We start from the raw sequence: 16,695 nt of genomic DNA, 5'->3' as shown, positions 1-16,695 counted from the left end.
GACTGCTGCGCAGCCGAGCGGAAGCAAGCTCCCTCGCCACAGGTACGGGGTCGATCAGACCAATGTGTGGAGATCATAAAGTGCTGTGGCGAGGGCAGTCAGACCTCGATGTGGGGAATTCACAAATAAGTTTGGCGGATTGATGGATCACTTTGGATGTACGTCAGTTGCTAGCGACTCGCGCCCCATCACCGGGCGTCACCAACGCCTTCAACGAAGCATCAAACTGCTTCAACGCATTCAGCTGCACCGCATTTTGCTGGTCAATCTGCGCAGCAATCTCCGGGGCGGCTTTGCCATGAACCCAGACCGAAGGCATCTGCTGCTCACGTGATCCTTCAGCCTTACCAATGTATTGCAGGTTCGAGTCGTAGAACTTGGCCAGGAATCGCGCTTCGACCTGGTTGTTACGCTTGGACACCAGACGGCTGTAGGTGTCCAGCATCACCACCACATCGGGGTGGGCTTGCACCAGGGCGTCGAGATTGTCGTAGACGGTCACCGAAGCGAATTGTTTTTGCAGCGAGCCCATCAGCCAGTTGATCGCCAGTTTCGGATCGGAGCTGCTGACGAAGGCGTTGCTGATGCGCGAATCCAGCGCCGGGTTCTTCGCCCCCTTCAGCGCGACAGAATGGTACTGCTCAAGGTATTCGATCGAGTTGAGGGTGTTTTCGCTGTAGAGCACGCCCACCGATTGAGTGTGCTGCAAGCGGGCGGTGCTGTCGGCCATCGGCAGGAAATGGCAGGACGGGTCGGCCGCGTAGGCCGGCACGGTGGCGGCAACACTGCCGGTCAATACGGCGACAAGGGCCAGCAAGGTAGAGATTCTCATCGCGCAGGTTCCTTCAGAGGCGACTTTGGTATGACGCTATCCTCCTCTCATGACAAAAAAACAGAACTTGCATTCCTTGATGGTGATTATTGATTAAACGAATGGTTGCGAAGTGAGGCGTCAGGGTGACTCAGCGCCTGCCCCTGAGGTTGAACGTGATGGCGAGTGGATATCTGCGAGAAGCCGATTATGCTTCAGGAAACCTTGCAGTGATGCGAGGCCGTCAACCTGTGTGCATGCTTCGCGCAATCCGTATTCCAACGACATCAGCCCAAGGGCCTGGGTGCGGCAAAAGGTAATGAGCGACTCCGGCCTATAACAAGAACGACGGAGAAGACTCATGGCCGCAATCGACAACACTTCCACGGGCAGCGCGCCCCACCACGGCATCACCAAGGAGGAGCGCAAAGTCATTTTTGCCTCGTCCCTGGGCACCGTGTTCGAGTGGTACGACTTTTACCTGTATGGCTCCCTGGCCGCGATCATCGCCAAGCACTTCTTCGCCGGCGTCAATGAGACAACGTCCTTCATCTTCGCGCTGCTCGCGTTCGCCGCCGGCTTCGCGGTGCGCCCTTTCGGCGCCATCGTGTTCGGGCGACTGGGCGACATGATCGGGCGCAAGCACACCTTCCTCATCACCATTGTGATCATGGGTATCTCCACGGCCGTGGTGGGTTTTCTGCCCGGCTACGCGACCATCGGCGTGGCGGCACCGATCATCCTGATCACCTTGCGCCTTTTGCAAGGCCTGGCGCTGGGGGGTGAGTACGGCGGCGCGGCGACCTACGTCGCCGAGCATGCGCCGAAAGGCAAGCGCGGTTATTTCACCTCGTGGATTCAAACCACCGCGACCCTCGGGCTGTTCCTTTCTCTGCTGGTGATCCTCGCCTGTCGCACCGCCCTCGGCACCGAAGCCTTCGAGGCCTGGGGCTGGCGGATTCCGTTCCTGCTGTCGATCCTGCTGCTGATTGTTTCGGTGTACATCCGCTTGCAGCTCAGCGAGTCGCCGGTGTTCCTGAAAATGAAGGCTGAGGGCAAGTCCTCCAAGGCGCCGCTGACCGAATCCTTCGCCCGCTGGGACAACTTGAAAATCGTGATCATGGCGCTGCTCGGCGGCACCGCCGGCCAGGCCGTCGTCTGGTACACAGGGCAGTTCTATGCGCTGTTTTTCCTGCTGCAGACGCTGAAGATCGACCCGCAGACCGCCAACTTGCTGATAGCCGGTTCGCTGCTGATCGGCACGCCGTTCTTCGTCATTTTCGGCAGCCTGTCCGATCGCATCGGCCGCAAGGGCATCATCATGGCCGGCTGCATTATCGCGGCGTTGACTTACTTCCCGATCTTCCATGCGTTGACCCAATACGGTAACCCCGACGTGTTTGTTGCGCAGGAGAAGAACCCGGTCACGGTGATCGCCGATCCCGACCAGTGCTCGTTCCAGTTCGACCCGGTGGGCAAGGCCAAATTCACCAGTTCCTGCGACCTCGCCAAGACAGTGCTGGCGAAGCGGGCCATTCCCTACAAGAACGAGAAGTCCGAACCGGGCACTGTCGCGCAGGTGCGCATCGGCGACAAAGTGGTCCAGAGCTTCGAAGGCACCGGCATGCCGGTTGCCGACTTCAAAGCCAAGAACGACGCCTTCACCGCCGCCCTCGGCACCGCGCTCAAAGAGGCCGGCTACCCTGAGAAAGCCGACCCGGCCAAAACTAACTACCCGATGGTGCTGTTACTCCTGACCATCCTCGTGATCTACGTGACCATGGTCTACGGCCCGATCGCCGCCTGGCTGGTGGAGCTGTTCCCTGCGCGCATCCGCTACACCTCGATGTCGCTGCCCTACCACATCGGCAACGGCTGGTTCGGCGGCTTCCTGCCGACGGTGGCGTTCGCCATGGTCGCGGCCACGGGTGATATCTACTACGGCCTCTGGTACCCGATTGTCATCGCCGTGATGACGGCCGTCCTGGGCATATTCTTCATGCCGGAAACCAAGGATCGGGAGATTCATCACACCTGATGCTGGCACCTGTCCTCTCGTGCGAGCGAGAGGGCACTTCTGCTTCGGATCAAACGGTCTACGCTCATCCATATTGTTTCGGGGTTCCTTCCCCGGATACTGACGGGGGCACCGGTGATGATTCGTATCCTGTTGAGCGCGTTTTTGCTTGCACTGAGCATTCCGGCCCTGGCCGGAGTGACGCCCTTTCCTGCCGGGTTTCGTGTTCAGGACATCCCGGTCGAAGGCGCCACGATTCATGTGCGCGTCGGCGGCAAGGGCCCTGCCGTGGTGATGCTGCATGGCTTTGGCGACACCGGCGACATGTGGGCGCCACTGGCCGCCGATCTGGCCAAGGACCACACCGTCGTGGTGCCGGACCTTCGTGGCATGGGCTTGTCGTCGATCCCGGACGGCGGCTACGACAAGAAGACCCAGGCGGGGGATATTCGTGGCGTGCTGGCAGCGTTGAAAATCGAGCACGCGGTGGTCATCGGCCACGACATCGGCACCATGGTCGCCTTCGCCTACGCCTCGCGTTATCCGCAGCTGACGGATCGCCTGGTGGTGATGGATGCGCCCGTGCCGGGCATTCCACCGTGGAACGAGATTGTTCGCTCACCGATGCTCTGGCACTTCGACTTTGGCGGGCCGGATGCCGAACGCCTGGTCGCCGGTCGCGAACGCATCTACCTGGACCGTTTCTGGAACGAGTTCGCCGGCGACCCGACCAAGGTCGATGAAGCCACCCGTCAGCATTACGCCAAACTCTATGCCCGCCCCGGCGCCATGCACGCCGCTTTCGCCCAGTTCCGCAGTATTCGTCAGGATGCGGTGGACAACGAAGCCTCGATGAAAACGCGCCTGACCATGCCGGTGCTGGCCATCGGTGGGGAAAAATCCTTTGGCAACAATGAAGCGATCGTGATGCGCAACGCGGCGGACAAGGTGACCGAGGTGGTGATTCCAGGGGCGGGACATTGGCTGATGGAAGAAGCGCCGACGCCGACCATTCAGGTGATTCGTGAATTTATTACGCAGTAGAACCGCAACTTCCCCTGCGTAGCAGCTGGCGAAGCCTGCGTTCGGCTGCGCAGCAGTCGTGAAATCGGTAAACGCGGTGTTTCAGGAGAACCGCGTGCTCAGGTTTTACGACTGCTGCGCAGCCGAACGCAGGCTTCGCCAGCTGCTACATTCCCCAGCGCTTTGTAAAACGAATTGAACCCCGCGCCTCATCGTGTTTTCGAAACCCTATAAGCGCCGATCTTTGATCACGAGCAGCGCCATTGGAGAGGAATTCCCGATGAACCGTAGACTGTTGTTTCTGCTCGCCAGCCTGAGCCCCACGCTGGTATTCGCTGAAGGCTGTGACGTCCTGACCCGATCCCAAAGCCCCTCCGTTCCGGTGATCGAGTCCCATAGTTGCTATGAGTACGAAGGCATGGCGGTGAATGCCATCGATTGGTCATGCAGCAACGAGAGCAAGGAGATGCTCACCAGCACCAAGAAAAAAGTCGAACAGTGCGACGATCATTATCAGGCCGCCTGCATCGCGACCCTGACCCAGGAATCCCTGGCCAACCCTCACTCCACCAGCAAGGACAAGAACAGCAAGTCGCTGAACATCCCCGACAATGCCCAGGTCACCACGTATTACTACGGCGCGGAACACTTGGCCCAATCGAAGATTGATTGCGAATCGGGCGGTGGTCACTGGAAAGCGAAGTGATGTCGCTGGCTGATACGTCGCCGTTACATTGCGCTATTCGCTGTATCTGCGGTGTTACCTTACCGACCGTGTTGTCACTTCTGCGGTGCCCGGCGAGCCAATAGAGTATTGGCTTCGGTGTGTTGGCCGGGTCGAGAACGTCTCGACGCGGCTGTCCGCCGATCCCCCCATCACGGAAGAGGTGACACCATGAGTTTCGTAACCGTTGAAAAAAACCAGAGCAGCGCCCCGTCGGAAGCCGATATGAAAAAGGCCATGACCGAATCTGGCGGCAAACCCGGGGAAGTCACCGGGAACAACGCGGCCCGGAAGCTGACGTACACCGGCACGGTCAATCACACCGTATATGAGAACAAGCTGATCGAGATTGCCAAGGGCAAACGAACCAGTTGGAACTTTGTCTGGGCCGACGCGAAGGTGAGTACACCGGCGCATTAAGGCTACGGCGGGGCGGGCGCACGGCCGCCCCGCTGTTCACCTCGCGGATCCCTTGATACAACCCGGTTACGCAGGCTGTTACCTTGCTGGTTTAACACCCCTCCCCGCTGTAACGCCAAGACACTTCGCCGCCCTGAATCCTGCGCCTACTGTAAAGCCGTCAATGTGTTTAGAGGGTGCTGCCCCGATCACTTGTCGGATTCGCTGCCCGCTGGCCATTGATTGCCTAACACAACCAAGGAAGAGGAAAGCCATGAGTAAGTCGAGCGCTGTAAGCAAGCAAGCTCTGCAACTTCACAATGATGTGCAAGAGGCCCTCAAATCGTTCCAGAGCATTGCCCCCACGGCTCTGAAAACGTCGGACTACAGCAAGGTGCTGACGTCGACCCTGGCGGCCACGCAAAAGTCAGTCACCATCGAGATCGCAGCCGATGACCTGACTCTGCTCAAGCAGTCAGGCTACAAGCTGTGCTTTGCCAAGAAGGTCGGCAACGAAGCCTATAACGTTGTCTGGCAGTCCTATGACAAGTACCTGAGCAACAACGGCTTCAGCTGGACCCCGCAATACCAACTGTTCGGGTCCAATACTTTTCAGGCTGACGTGACGGTGAAGGTCTCGACCAACATCGTCACGATTGGTCTGGGGCAACAATCGATACTCAGCCCGGAAGGCTTGCTGGGCAATGCGGTGACCGGCGGCCCAGACATTTCCATCACTCTGGATAACGAATACGGCCCGATCCACCCCGGCATCAACCAGTTGTCGGTCGGCATCGACGGCAAGCAGGTCAGCACCCCGATCTACGTTGCCACGAACCAGGTGGTCACCGGCAATACTGTTCTGACCCCGGTCGAGACCATTCTCGTGTGGTTCGAGCAGAACGTGCAGACCAGCACCATGTTCAGCACGTCGCGGTCCAAGGCCATCGAAATCGACCTGACTGTCGTTAACGATGCAACCCGCCTCTACGAAGGCGGGGCATGGAAAACCGTGTAATCGTCTCACCCGGGGGCAACCTCGCGGTTGCCCCTTCTACTCAGAAAACATCACCACTTCCCCGGGCGAAATAGCCCGTCAACGACCGACAGATGGACTCCGCCAGATCTTCCTGGGTCGCGATGCCGTAAGGTTGATTGCGATCGAACTGCTCGGACCAGCGGATCCGCCCCTGTGCGACATCAATCAGGCGCACCGATGCCCGGACACGGCTCGGTTCCACCCGCACGCTGCCCTCAAGGGAATAGTTACCGCGCCCGGCACGTACAACGTCCAGTGCCTTGACGCTGGCGTGTGACACCTTCATCAACACGTGGTTGCCATGGCTTTGCGCCTGCTCGAACGACTCGAACAGCCGGCAGCTCAATTCTTCAGACAAGCCCTTGGTGAAGTCATCGCCGTCGCGGGTGATGCAGGTAAATGGCTGAATCTGCAAAACAGGATGGCGAGTCGCGATGGTTTTGGGTCTGATCCGCTGGTAAGCCAGCCGATAACAACCGGCGGGTATGCTCAGGCGCACCGGGTCCTGCTGACCCAGGGTGGCGTAATGGATCGCGAGTTTGCGCCGCAACCGGCCCACCTGCACGCGCACTACCGGATCGTCGCCGGTGCAGTAAACCGCCGGGTCACGGCGAAACACCGCGATGCCGATGGCATGCTCGGTGAGCGGGACATTGGAAAATTGAAGATCGTGATCGACCAGGAAACGCAGCAAACTGCCCATGCGCCTGGACTTGGCAAACACCGGACTGGCCAGCAACAGCGCCAGCACCCGCTCTATCTCTTCGTGATCGAGTGGCTCGGGAACGCCCTCGGCACTTGAATGGCCTACGTGCTTGATTACCATTGCCTGCCTCCGTGCAGGTTACCGACAATCGCTCGCCACCTATGTAGAAGTGGATATTGATACTGAAGTCGTACTCCATGGCCACGCTCAACGCCCGATCCCGCAAAGGCTCGGACGCTGCAACGTCGAAGCTTAGCAGCCGTAACGAAATGGGGAGGATATTGTGTTGATCGCGGCGTTCGCCCAAGTAATCAGCAGCAACGCGTCGTGCATTGCTTGCCGCCGTAGCGGGCTTCCTGACGCTCGCGAAGAAACGCCGAATGGCTCATCACCGGCTCGTCCGGGTGTTTAAGCGCCATCTGGGCGACATAGTTGTCGTAATCGGGGACGCCGACCATCAAACGCGCGCTCTGGCTGAGGAAGCGGGCGGCTTGCTGCAATTTACGGAACATGGCGAAGCTCTCATTGTGATGGGGGGACGCGCCCATGAAAGCGCACTTATGTATCTGGAATGTGTCCGCGCGACAATGTGTCCAATACCAGCCATCAACCGCAACGCATAACCTGTAGCAGCTGGCGAAGCCTGCGGCTACAGAGGATCGTGCTATGGCCGGGTAGTCAGTGGCCCGGGCGTTTCTGCTGATCCGTAGTTTTCAGCAGTTTCTGCACCTGTACCAAAACCACCCCTCGTCCAACAATGAGCGAAACACGGCCACAGTTTGTTAATATCCACGCGCTTTTTTCGTTTGACTCATCAGGCGCTACAGATTTCCCGTCGCAACACAGGAATGCTTTTCCATGAGTACGTTGTTTACCCGCCGCACGGTCCTGCGCGGTATGGGCTTGTTGAGTCTTGGCCTGCTCGCCGGCTGCGATGACAGCTCCAAGCTGTCGTTCAAGTACGGCAAGGACCTCAGCGACAAGATCATGGGGCGTACCTTCAAGCTCAAGGACGCCCAGGGCGAAACGAAGATGCTCACCAGTTATCGCGGCCTGATGCCGATGGTGTTCTTCGGTTTCACCCAATGCCCGGCGGTCTGCCCCACGACCCTGGCCCGCGCGGCACAGGCCAAGAAACTGATGGGCCGCGACGGCGAGAAGCTGCAGGTGATCTTCATCACTCTCGACCCGGAACGCGACACACCGCAAATGCTCGACGCCTACGTCAAGACGTTCGACCCGAGTTTCGAGGCGCTGCACGGCACCCTGGAAGAAACCGCCGCCACCGCCAAGGAGTTCGGCGTGTTCTTCGAAAAGATCCCGAGCGGTTCGACCTACACCCTTTCCCACACCGCGACCAGCTACGTCTTCGACTCCCGGGGCAACTTGCGCCTGGGGCTGTCCGCGTCTCTTACGGCTCAAGAGTGCGCAGAAGACCTGCTCACCGTCATGGAAGTCTGCTGATGAATTCGATCCACGCAAACACCGTTTTCTCGCGACGTGTAAAACAAGTGGTCCTGGGATGCGCCCTGATCGGCATGGCCTGGCAGGTATCGGCGCAAACCAAAGTGGACGACGCCTGGGTCCGCGCGACCGTTGCCGGCCAGCCATCGACCGGGGCCTTCATGACGCTGCAAGCCGACAGCGACAGCAAGCTGCTCAGCGTGCAATCGCCTGTCGCCAAAACCGTACAAATCCACCAATCAACCATGAAAGACGATGTGATGAGCATGCGTCAGGTCGAGTCCGTCGCGCTGCCGGCCGGCAAACCGGTGAGTTTTGATCCCCACGGTTACCACGTGATGTTGATGGACCTGACGGCGCAGGTGAAGGAAGGCGATAAAGTCCCGCTGACCTTGATCGTTGAAAATGCCAAGGGCGAGAAAGAGACGATCAAGGTGGACGCCGAGGCTCGGGCACTGGGCATGGCTGATCACAGCAAGATGCATTAAGGCTGTTCTCCCAAGCAATGCCACCCATATTTGTGGCCTGGTGGAGCTTTTGTGGCGAGGGGGCTTGCCCCCTCGCCACTAGAGCCCCCTCGCCACAGGTTTTATGCTCGGCTGAACATTGTTTTGAGTGACAGCATTCAATTAAGGATCAGGGTTTCTCAGGCCGAGCGACTCTTATTTGACGAGTCGCTTTTCCTTGGAAGGCCGGTAGCCGAAATACGAGCTGTAGCACTTGCTGAAATGGCTCGGTGACACAAAGCCACACGCCACCAGCACGTCCACCTGGGACAGCTCCGTATGCTGAAGCAGCCGCCGCGCTTCGGTAATCCGCAGCTCCATGTAATACCGTTGCGGTGTGGTGCCCAGTTGCTCCTTGAACAAACGCTCAAGCTGTCGGCGGGAACGCCCCGCGTAGACCGCGAGTTGCTCCAACTCCAACGGCTCTTCGAGGTTGGCGTCCATCAGCTTCACCACCTCGCGCAACGGCGCGCTCACACAGACATTTTCCGTCGGTTTGATCCGTCGGTAACGGGACTCCTCGAACGCCAGGATGTCCTCGATCCCCTCGACGAGCGCTTTTCCGTACAGCCCTTTGATCCAGTCCAGCGCCATGTGGAAGGCCCCGGATGGACTCGAAGCCGTCAGCCGGTCTCGATCGATGATGTAGGGCTCGCTGCTGACCTGCGTCGCCTTGCAGAAATCCGCCAGCGCCGGGCGATGTTCCGGGTGAATCGCGCAACGGTATCCGTCAAGCAACCCCGCCTTCCCCAGGAACCATGCACCATTCCACAACCCGGCCAGGCTGACACCCTGATCTGACGCGGTCCGCAACAGGCTGATCAAGCCTTCGCTGGCCTTGAGCTCAGTCCTGTAGCCTCCGCAGATCACCAGCAGGTCCAGCGCTTTGACCGCTGCACAATCGATACGGGCATCGGGCCGAATGACCAGGCCCAGATCGCTGACGACCTCGCCATCGTTCAAACCAAATGTGCAGGAAGAGAACGATTCAGGCCGTAGCAGATTGGCCGTGACCACCGTATCCAGCGCTTGAGTAAACGCCGGCAGCGAGAAATGTTCGAGCAGCAGAAAGCCTGCGCGGACCGTTTGCCGGGTCCCATCAGGGTGTTCATTCAGATAGCGAAGGTTCTTGCCCTTCATGCCTCCGCTGAATTGGCGTCGTTCGATCAATGCTCGATCCACTCCATTACGTACCGAACCGGTTGTCTGGTGGGTTGATAAAGCGCCATGTTAACCCGCGGCACCACTACGGCGTATCGACTCGAGCGCCAGACAGCGCTCTGCCTCAGTTATTTATACTCAAATGCCAGCTTAATAATATTTTACCGATACCAGGGTCATCCCTAGTCTTGAGCCCAAGAAATGGCAGGTCGTTCGCGGCCTAACTCCAACTTCGAAGGGTATTGAGATGACCACTGAAAAAATAAAAACAGATACGCTGATTGTTGGCGCCGGTCAGGCTGGCGTGGCCATGAGTGAACACTTGAGCAAACTCGGGGTGCCGCACCTGGTGCTGGAGCGCAGCCGCATTGCTGAGCGCTGGCGCACCGGGCGCTGGGATTCGCTGGTGGCGAATGGTCCAGCGTGGCATGACCGGTTCCCGGGTCTTGATTTTGACGACCTCAGTCCCGACGAATTTGCCCCGAAAGAACGCGTTGCCGATTACTTCGAGGCCTACGCCAAGAAATTCAATGCGCCGATCCGTACCGGCGTCGATGTGCTGAAGGTTGAGCGCAATGCCGGTCGCCCGGGCTTCACCATTGAAACCTCTGAAGGCGTGATTGAAGCCAACCGCGTGGTGGCGGCCACCGGGCCGTTTCAGCGTCCGGTCATCCCGCCGATTGCGCCGACAGATCAGCCTTTCATGCAGATCCACTCGGCCGACTACCGCAACCCGGCACAACTGCCTGAAGGCGCGGTGCTGGTGGTCGGCGCGGGTTCGTCCGGCGTGCAGATTGCCGATGAATTGCAGCGTGCAGGGAAGAAGGTTTACCTCTCCGTCGGTGCCCACGACCGGCCTCCTCGCGCTTACCGCAACCGTGATTTCTGCTGGTGGCTGGGTGTGCTGGGCGAGTGGGATCAGGCGGCGATGAAACCGGGGCGGGAGCACGTGACCATCGCGGTCAGCGGCGCCCATGGCGGGCGCACGGTGGACTTCCGTGGACTCGCCCATCGCGGCATGACGCTGGTCGGTCTGACTCAATCGTTCAACGGTGGCGTGGCAACGTTCCAGCCGAACCTGGCCGACAACCTGGCGCGTGGCGATGAGAACTATCTGGCGCTGCTGAATGCCGCCGATGCCTACATCGAACGCAATGGCCTGGACTTGCCGGAAGAACCGGAAGCACGCCACGTGTTCCCGGATCCGGAGTGCGTGACCCACCCGATTCTTGAACTCGATCTGGCCAAGGCCGGCGTGACTTCGATCATCTGGGCCACCGGTTTTACCACGGACTACAGCTGGCTCAAGGTCGATGCCTTCGACGATAACGGCAAGCCGCAGCATCAGCGCGGTGTGTCGAGTGAGGCTGGTGTGTATTTCCTCGGGCTGCCGTGGCAGTCCCGTCGCGGCTCGTCGTTCATCTGGGGTGTCTGGCATGACGCCAAGTACGTGGCGGACCACATCGCGATTCAGCGCTCTTATCTCGACTACCACGATGCGGCGCAACGCGAGGCTGAACAGGCCCCGGTCGCCCTCAAAACCACGGTCAGTGCTTAAGCCTTTTTCTGTCAGGAGCTAAAAATGTCCACGCCAACCCATACCCGTATTCGCATGTTCAACACCAAGGAAACCTATCCGAACCAGAGCCTGGACAACGACCTGTGCCAAGCAGTCCGGGCCGGCAATACCGTTTATGTTCGCGGCCAGGTCGGGACGGATTTCGAGGGCCGGCTGGTGGGTCTGGGTGACCCGCGTGCCCAGGCCGAGCAAGCCATGCGCAACGTCAAGCAGTTGCTGGAAGAGGCTGGCAGCGACCTGAGTCACATCGTCAAAACCACGACTTATCTGATTGATCCGCGGTATCGCGAGCCGGTGTATCAGGAAGTCGGGAAGTGGTTGAAAGGTGTGTTTCCGATTTCGACCGGGTTGGTGGTGTCGGCGCTGGGGCAACCGCAGTGGTTGATGGAGATTGATGTGATTGCGGTGATTCCTGAGTAAAGAAGTAGGCCGCGTCGCGGCCATCGCAGGCAAGCCAGCTCCCACAGGGTTAGTTGTCGTGCACAAATTTTGCGGCCACTAAAAAACCCTGTGGGAGCGGGCTTGCCCGCGATGGCGGCCAAACAGACACCTCATTTGCCAAGGCCAACCAAGGAGCAAAACCCATGACCTTCTCCATCGCCGCCCGATGCCCCGAAACCGGTCAGTTCGGCATTGCCATCAGTTCCTCCAGCATCGCCGTCGGTGCCCGTTGCCCCTGGCTGCTGCCAGGCGTCGGCGCTGTCTCCACACAAAACATCACCCTGCCGTCGTTAGGCCCGGAAGTGCTTGCCCTGATGGAGCAAGGCCTGGCGCCCGCCGAAGCGCTGGACAAGGTGTTGACCCGCAACGGCTACAGCCAGTACCGTCAGATCACCGCCATCGACCACCTCGGCCAGACCGCGCATTTCAGCGGCGCGCAAACCCTCGGCAACCACAACGCCGTCTCCGGTGAACAATGCGTCGCCGCCGGCAACATGCTCGCCGACCGCGCGGTGATCGAGGCCATGGTCGAAGCGTTCGAACACGGCGAAGGCCAACTCGCCGACCGCTTGCTCGCCGCGATGAAAGCCGCCATCGCCGCTGGTGGCGAAGCCGGGCCGGTGCATTCGGCGGCGATGGTGGTGGTTGGCGAACTGACTTGGCCGATCATCAACCTGCGGGTCGATTGGGCGGATGAAAATCCGATCGGCCAACTGGAAAAACTCTGGGATGCTTATCGCCCACAAGTTCAGGACTACATCGACCGCGCCCTCGCCCCCGACAAGTCCCCTGGCTACGGCGTCGCCGGAGACGACCGATGAGCGGCAGCCGTGATTTGCTTGAAACCCTGGTGGCGTTCGACACCACCAGCCGCGAATCCAACCTGCACCTGATCGAGTTCGTCCGCGACTACCTCGCTGGCTTCGATGTGCCGTGCGAACTGGTCTACAACGAGCAGCGCAGCAAGGCCAATCTGTTCGCGACCATTGGCCCGGTGGATCGGCCGGGCATCGTGCTGTCGGGGCACACCGACGTGGTGCCCGTCGACGGCCAGCCGTGGACTGTTGCGCCGTTTGAACTCACCGAGCGCGACGGCAAATTGTTCGGGCGCGGTACGGCGGACATGAAAGGCTACATCGCTTGTGTTCTCGCACTCGTTCCGTCGCTGGCGAAGGCGAGGCTACGGCTGCCCGTGCACATTGCGCTGTCTTATGATGAGGAAGTCGGCTGCCTTGGCGTGCGCTCGTTGCTGGCAGAATTGGAGCAGCGCCCGGTCAAACCGATGCTGTGCATTATCGGTGAGCCGACCGAACTCAAACCGGTGCTCGGGCACAAAGGCAAGCTGGCGATGCGCTGCGATGTTCACGGTGAAGCGTGCCACTCCGCCTACGCACCGCTGGGGGTCAATGCCATCGAATACGCCGCCGAACTGATCGGTGAACTGGGGCGGATCGGCAACCGACTCAAAGCCCCCGAGCATCACGATGCGCGGTTCGATCCGCCATTCAGTACCGTGCAGACCGGGGTGATTTCCGGTGGCAAGGCCTTGAACATCGTCCCCGCCGATTGCCGCTTCGACTTCGAAATCCGCGCGTTGCCCTCGCATGATCCAAGTGAAGTGGCGCAAGCGTTGAAGGCCTATGCCGAGCAACAGGTGTTGCCGCGCATGCGTGCTGTGAGTGAACAAAGCGAGATTAGATTCAGCCAGCTGTCGGCATATCCCGGATTGGCGACTGATGCGCACAGCGAAGCGGCTGAGTTGATCGCCATGTTCTGCGGTTCCCGAGCATTTGGCACCGTGGCCTTCGGCACCGAGGGCGGCCTGTTCGACGCCGCCGGCATTCCCACCGTTGTCTGCGGCCCCGGCAGCATGGACCAGGGCCATAAACCCGACGAATTCGTCAGCCTCGAACAACTCCATGCCTGCGACGCCATGCTGCAACGGATGCTGCTATCGATCACTGAATAGCAAAGATTCCGAACACCCAAAAAATCCCTGTGGGAGCTAGCCTGCTAGCGATAGCGATCTGTCAGCCAAATCAGTTTTGACTGTCAAATCGCTATCGCTAGCAGGCTAGCTCCCACAGGTTTTCGGGTGTAAGGCGGCATACATTTTTTAACGTCTATACCCACAATCTTACTAATTTATCTATCCGCCCCCACCGCACATCATCACTCCAACAAGAAAAGCGTTGCCCCCGTGCAGCGCTCACCGAAGTACGTCCACGTACTCAAATTGCCTTGGAGTCCGTCATGGTTACCACAGCAACAACCGCCGCCCCGCTCATCGAAAAACACACCATCGGCTACGTGCCGCCCGAAGATCGCCACGGCAAGACCCGCGACCTGTTCACCCTCTGGTTCGGCGGTAACATCGCCCCGCTGCCCATCGTCACCGGCGCCCTCGGCGTGCAGATGTTCCACCTCAACCTGGTGTGGGGCATCGTCGCCATCCTCGTCGGCCACTTGGTCGGCGGCGTGCTGATGGCGCTGCACTCGGCGCAAGGTCCGCAGATGGGCATCCCGCAAATGATCCAGAGCCGCGCCCAGTTCGGCTCCCTCGGCGCCCTGCTGGTGGTGCTGATCGCCGGCATCATGTACATCGGCTTCTTCGCCTCCAACATCGTCCTCGCCGGCAAGTCCCTGCACGGCGTGGTCGACAGCGTCCCGGTGCCCGTGGGCATCGTCATCGGCGCCCTCGGTTCCGGCATCATCGGCATTATCGGCTACCGGTTCATCCACGTGCTCAACCGCATCGGCACCTGGGTGCTCGGCGCCGGCATCGTGCTCGGTTTCGGCTACATCTTCACCCACGTGCAGACCGCCGACTTCCTCACCCGTGGCAGCTTCAACCTCTCCGGCTGGTTGGCCACCGTGTCGCTCGCCGCGCTCTGGCAAATCGCCTTCGCGCCCTACGTCTCCGACTATTCGCGCTACCTGCCGGCCAACGTGCCCGTGGCCGCGACGTTCTGGACCACGTATCTGGGCACCGTGCTCGGCTCCAGTCTCTCGTTCATCTTCGGCGCCGTCGCCGTCCTCGCCACACCCGTGGGCATGGACACCATGGATGCGGTCAAGCTCGCCACCGGCTCCATCGGCCCGTTGATGCTTGTGCTGTTTTTGCTCAGCGTCATCAGCCACAACGCCCTTAACCTGTACGGCGCCGTGCTGTCGCTGATCACCCTGGTGCAAACCTTCGCCTACCGCTGGATCCCGACCGCCAAAAGCCGCGCCGTCCTCTCCGTCATCGTCCTCGCCGCCTGCTGCTTCGCCGCCGTCGGCGCCTCCGCCAACTTCATCGGCCACTTCGTCGACATGGTGCTGGTGCTGCTCGTGGTGCTGGTGCCGTGGACCGCGATCAACCTGATCGACTTCTATGCCATTCACAAAGGTCAGTACGACATCAACTCGATCTTCAAGGTCGATGGCGGGATCTATGGACGCTACAACCCGCAGGCATTGTTAGCGTATGCGATCGGGATCGCGGTGCAGATTCCGTTCATGAACACGCCGCTGTACGTCGGGCCAATCTCCGAACACATCAACGGCGCTGACTTGTCCTGGCTGGTCGGCCTGCTCATCACCTCGCCGCTCTACTACTGGCTGGCCAACCGCGACACCGCCTACAAGCGCCGCCTATCCACCGGAAAACTCGCCAACTCGATCTAACTCACCCCGCAATCCCTGTAGGAGCGAGCCTGCTCGCGATGAGGCCCTGACAGCCAAAACAAATTTTTCTGACAGACCACCCTCGCGAGCAACCCTGATCAAATCTCCACCCAAATTTAATGAACCCTGCCCACCACGACTCACCTAAGAGAAGGACTATCTGGAGGGTGACTCATGCAAATCGAAACAATCTGGATCGTGCTGACAGCCGTTCTGTTGCTGGTCGAGCTATGGGCAATCAACCGAGTGCGCAAAGCCGAAGGCAAATCGAGCAACAAACTCTTGTGGATCGTAGCGATCGTATTTGTGCCGCTGATTGGGGTGGTGGCGTGGGCATTGGCTGGACCGAAACACACCGCACACAACCCGCATTCACCCCAGGCCCGGCAATGAAGTCAGGAGAGTTCGCTATAACCCGCTTCTGATCGACAGGGGGCCGTCCCAAGGACGGCCACTCGCCGCAGCCCTTTTCATCCCAAGGCACTCAACGATGCCAAGGCACGTCATCAACAGCATTGATGCCGTATTGCGCGCGAGCCTTGGCATGCGCCTGCGTATCCACCATGGCAAGCGCCGCCAGGACGATGTGATAGCGATCCACTTCAAAAAAGTCGCGTAATGCCGAGCGTGTGTCGCTACGGCCGAAGCCATCAGTCCCCAGGCTATTGAAGGGTGCCTGAACGTCGCGCTTGCTTCCGAGTGAGCAGTCATTGCACTGGGCCCTCGACACCACCGTGTTAGAGAATTGATCAGCGTCGTTCTGAAAACAGCCAAGGTCAGCCGTGAGGGCCCGGCAAAAGGCAGCTTCTGGTTAGAAGCGCGCTACTTTCGCCGGAGCCCACCATTGAATGGCAACCTGCCGATTTTGCCGCGCACGTGCCTCGCGCATGCACTCTGCGTTACTTGCAAACAATGTCCCGGCTTGTTGAACGAGTTTGCGCCACTCGGTACTGGTAATCAGGCCTTCGCACTCCATGGTGTCAGCAGACTTCAATAGCCTGTCGTACCTGTCTTCAGCATCGATGCGGTTTTCGGGCAGTGTAAAGAGCTCTTGCCACGTTGTTACGGCCAGCCTTCTTCGCGCCTCTTTCATCGTGCTCCCCCCCGGTTCTCGTGGGGAGTAGATATCAACAGCGCTCACGCGTTCCATTTAACT

The 16,695-nt window shown here is 59.6% G+C and carries 18 protein-coding genes and 1 pseudogene; 13 read left to right on the top strand and 6 right to left on the bottom strand.

Annotated elements, in window-relative coordinates; translation table 11 throughout:
* Positions 1–163 precede the first annotated feature (163 nt).
* Positions 164–832: an ATPase gene (locus tag ACA075_RS12600; RefSeq protein WP_497298755.1), complete on the bottom strand. Its 669-nt coding sequence runs from the start codon at positions 830–832 to the stop codon at positions 164–166.
* A 340-nt stretch (positions 833–1,172) separates the two neighbouring features.
* Here ACA075_RS12600 and ACA075_RS12595 point away from each other — a divergent pair, with 340 nt between their 5' ends.
* From ACA075_RS12595 to ACA075_RS12575, 5 genes are all read left to right on the top strand, one after another.
* On the top strand, positions 1,173–2,849 hold the full coding sequence (locus ACA075_RS12595; protein WP_497298753.1) for an MFS transporter: 1,677 nt from the start codon (positions 1,173–1,175) through the stop codon (positions 2,847–2,849).
* 117 nt (positions 2,850–2,966) lie between these two features.
* Positions 2,967–3,872: an alpha/beta fold hydrolase gene (locus ACA075_RS12590; protein WP_497298752.1), complete on the top strand. Its 906-nt coding sequence runs from the start codon at positions 2,967–2,969 to the stop codon at positions 3,870–3,872.
* A gap of 259 nt (positions 3,873–4,131) precedes the next feature.
* Positions 4,132–4,557, top strand: a complete 426-nt coding sequence (locus ACA075_RS12585; protein WP_497298751.1) for a hypothetical protein — start codon at positions 4,132–4,134, stop codon at positions 4,555–4,557.
* A 189-nt stretch (positions 4,558–4,746) separates the two neighbouring features.
* On the top strand, positions 4,747–4,995 hold the full coding sequence (locus ACA075_RS12580; protein ID WP_497298750.1) for a hypothetical protein: 249 nt from the start codon (positions 4,747–4,749) through the stop codon (positions 4,993–4,995).
* A gap of 253 nt (positions 4,996–5,248) precedes the next feature.
* Positions 5,249–5,992, top strand: coding sequence for a hypothetical protein (locus ACA075_RS12575; protein WP_497298749.1), 744 nt, complete (start codon positions 5,249–5,251; stop codon positions 5,990–5,992).
* A gap of 40 nt (positions 5,993–6,032) precedes the next feature.
* Here ACA075_RS12575 and ACA075_RS12570 read toward each other — a convergent pair whose 3' ends face one another.
* Together ACA075_RS12570 and ACA075_RS12565 are read right to left on the bottom strand one after the other, a co-directional pair.
* Positions 6,033–6,839 carry a hypothetical protein gene (locus ACA075_RS12570; RefSeq protein ID WP_497298748.1) on the bottom strand — a complete coding sequence of 269 codons (807 nt, stop codon included), beginning with the start codon at positions 6,837–6,839 and terminating at the stop codon, positions 6,033–6,035.
* Positions 6,840–7,030: 191 nt separating this feature from the next.
* Positions 7,031–7,231: a YbdD/YjiX family protein gene (locus ACA075_RS12565; RefSeq protein WP_497298746.1), complete on the bottom strand. Its 201-nt coding sequence runs from the start codon at positions 7,229–7,231 to the stop codon at positions 7,031–7,033.
* Positions 7,232–7,577: 346 nt separating this feature from the next.
* Between ACA075_RS12565 and ACA075_RS12560 the strand changes: the two genes are divergently transcribed.
* Together ACA075_RS12560 and ACA075_RS12555 are read left to right on the top strand one after the other, a co-directional pair.
* Positions 7,578–8,183 carry an SCO family protein gene (locus ACA075_RS12560; RefSeq protein ID WP_497298745.1) on the top strand — a complete coding sequence of 202 codons (606 nt, stop codon included), beginning with the start codon at positions 7,578–7,580 and terminating at the stop codon, positions 8,181–8,183.
* Positions 8,183–8,671: a copper chaperone PCu(A)C gene (locus ACA075_RS12555; protein ID WP_497298744.1), complete on the top strand. Its 489-nt coding sequence runs from the start codon at positions 8,183–8,185 to the stop codon at positions 8,669–8,671. Before ACA075_RS12560 ends, ACA075_RS12555 begins: the two co-directional genes overlap by 1 nt.
* A 174-nt stretch (positions 8,672–8,845) precedes the next feature.
* Here the strand turns inward: ACA075_RS12555 and ACA075_RS12550 are convergent, their stop codons facing one another.
* Positions 8,846–9,829 carry a GlxA family transcriptional regulator gene (locus ACA075_RS12550; protein WP_219096725.1) on the bottom strand — a complete coding sequence of 328 codons (984 nt, stop codon included), beginning with the start codon at positions 9,827–9,829 and terminating at the stop codon, positions 8,846–8,848.
* Between the two features lie 268 nt (positions 9,830–10,097).
* Between ACA075_RS12550 and ACA075_RS12545 the strand changes: the two genes are divergently transcribed.
* The 6 genes from ACA075_RS12545 (at position 10,098) to ACA075_RS12520 (ending at position 15,932) form a co-directional block, all read left to right on the top strand.
* Complete coding sequence (locus ACA075_RS12545; RefSeq protein WP_497298743.1) at positions 10,098–11,408, top strand: flavin-containing monooxygenase; 1,311 nt, start codon at positions 10,098–10,100, stop codon at positions 11,406–11,408.
* 24 nt (positions 11,409–11,432) lie between these two features.
* Positions 11,433–11,849 carry a RidA family protein gene (locus ACA075_RS12540; RefSeq protein ID WP_017338215.1) on the top strand — a complete coding sequence of 139 codons (417 nt, stop codon included), beginning with the start codon at positions 11,433–11,435 and terminating at the stop codon, positions 11,847–11,849.
* A 164-nt stretch (positions 11,850–12,013) separates the two neighbouring features.
* The gene (locus tag ACA075_RS12535; RefSeq protein ID WP_497298742.1) at positions 12,014–12,691 is read left to right on the top strand and encodes a DUF1028 domain-containing protein; all 678 of its coding nucleotides are present in this window, start codon (positions 12,014–12,016) and stop codon (positions 12,689–12,691) included.
* Positions 12,688–13,839: an acetylornithine deacetylase gene (argE, locus tag ACA075_RS12530; RefSeq protein ID WP_497298741.1), complete on the top strand. Its 1,152-nt coding sequence runs from the start codon at positions 12,688–12,690 to the stop codon at positions 13,837–13,839. Before ACA075_RS12535 ends, argE begins: the two co-directional genes overlap by 4 nt.
* A 284-nt stretch (positions 13,840–14,123) precedes the next feature.
* Positions 14,124–15,539, top strand: a complete 1,416-nt coding sequence (locus ACA075_RS12525) for a purine-cytosine permease family protein (RefSeq protein ID WP_497298740.1) — start codon at positions 14,124–14,126, stop codon at positions 15,537–15,539.
* A 174-nt stretch (positions 15,540–15,713) separates the two neighbouring features.
* The gene (locus ACA075_RS12520; protein ID WP_497298738.1) at positions 15,714–15,932 is read left to right on the top strand and encodes a PLD nuclease N-terminal domain-containing protein; all 219 of its coding nucleotides are present in this window, start codon (positions 15,714–15,716) and stop codon (positions 15,930–15,932) included.
* Between the two features lie 91 nt (positions 15,933–16,023).
* Here the strand turns inward: ACA075_RS12520 and ACA075_RS12515 are convergent.
* Positions 16,024–16,206 (bottom strand): annotated as a pseudogene (locus ACA075_RS12515) (hypothetical protein); the annotation flags it as partial.
* Positions 16,207–16,350: 144 nt separating this feature from the next.
* Positions 16,351–16,689: a hypothetical protein gene (locus ACA075_RS12510; RefSeq protein ID WP_497298737.1), complete on the bottom strand. Its 339-nt coding sequence runs from the start codon at positions 16,687–16,689 to the stop codon at positions 16,351–16,353.
* Positions 16,690–16,695: the final 6 nt, after the last annotated feature.

The sequence above is a fragment of the Pseudomonas sp. LBUM1663 genome (genome assembly GCF_059695905.1).
This window is presented reverse-complemented; position numbering and strand designations above follow the sequence as displayed.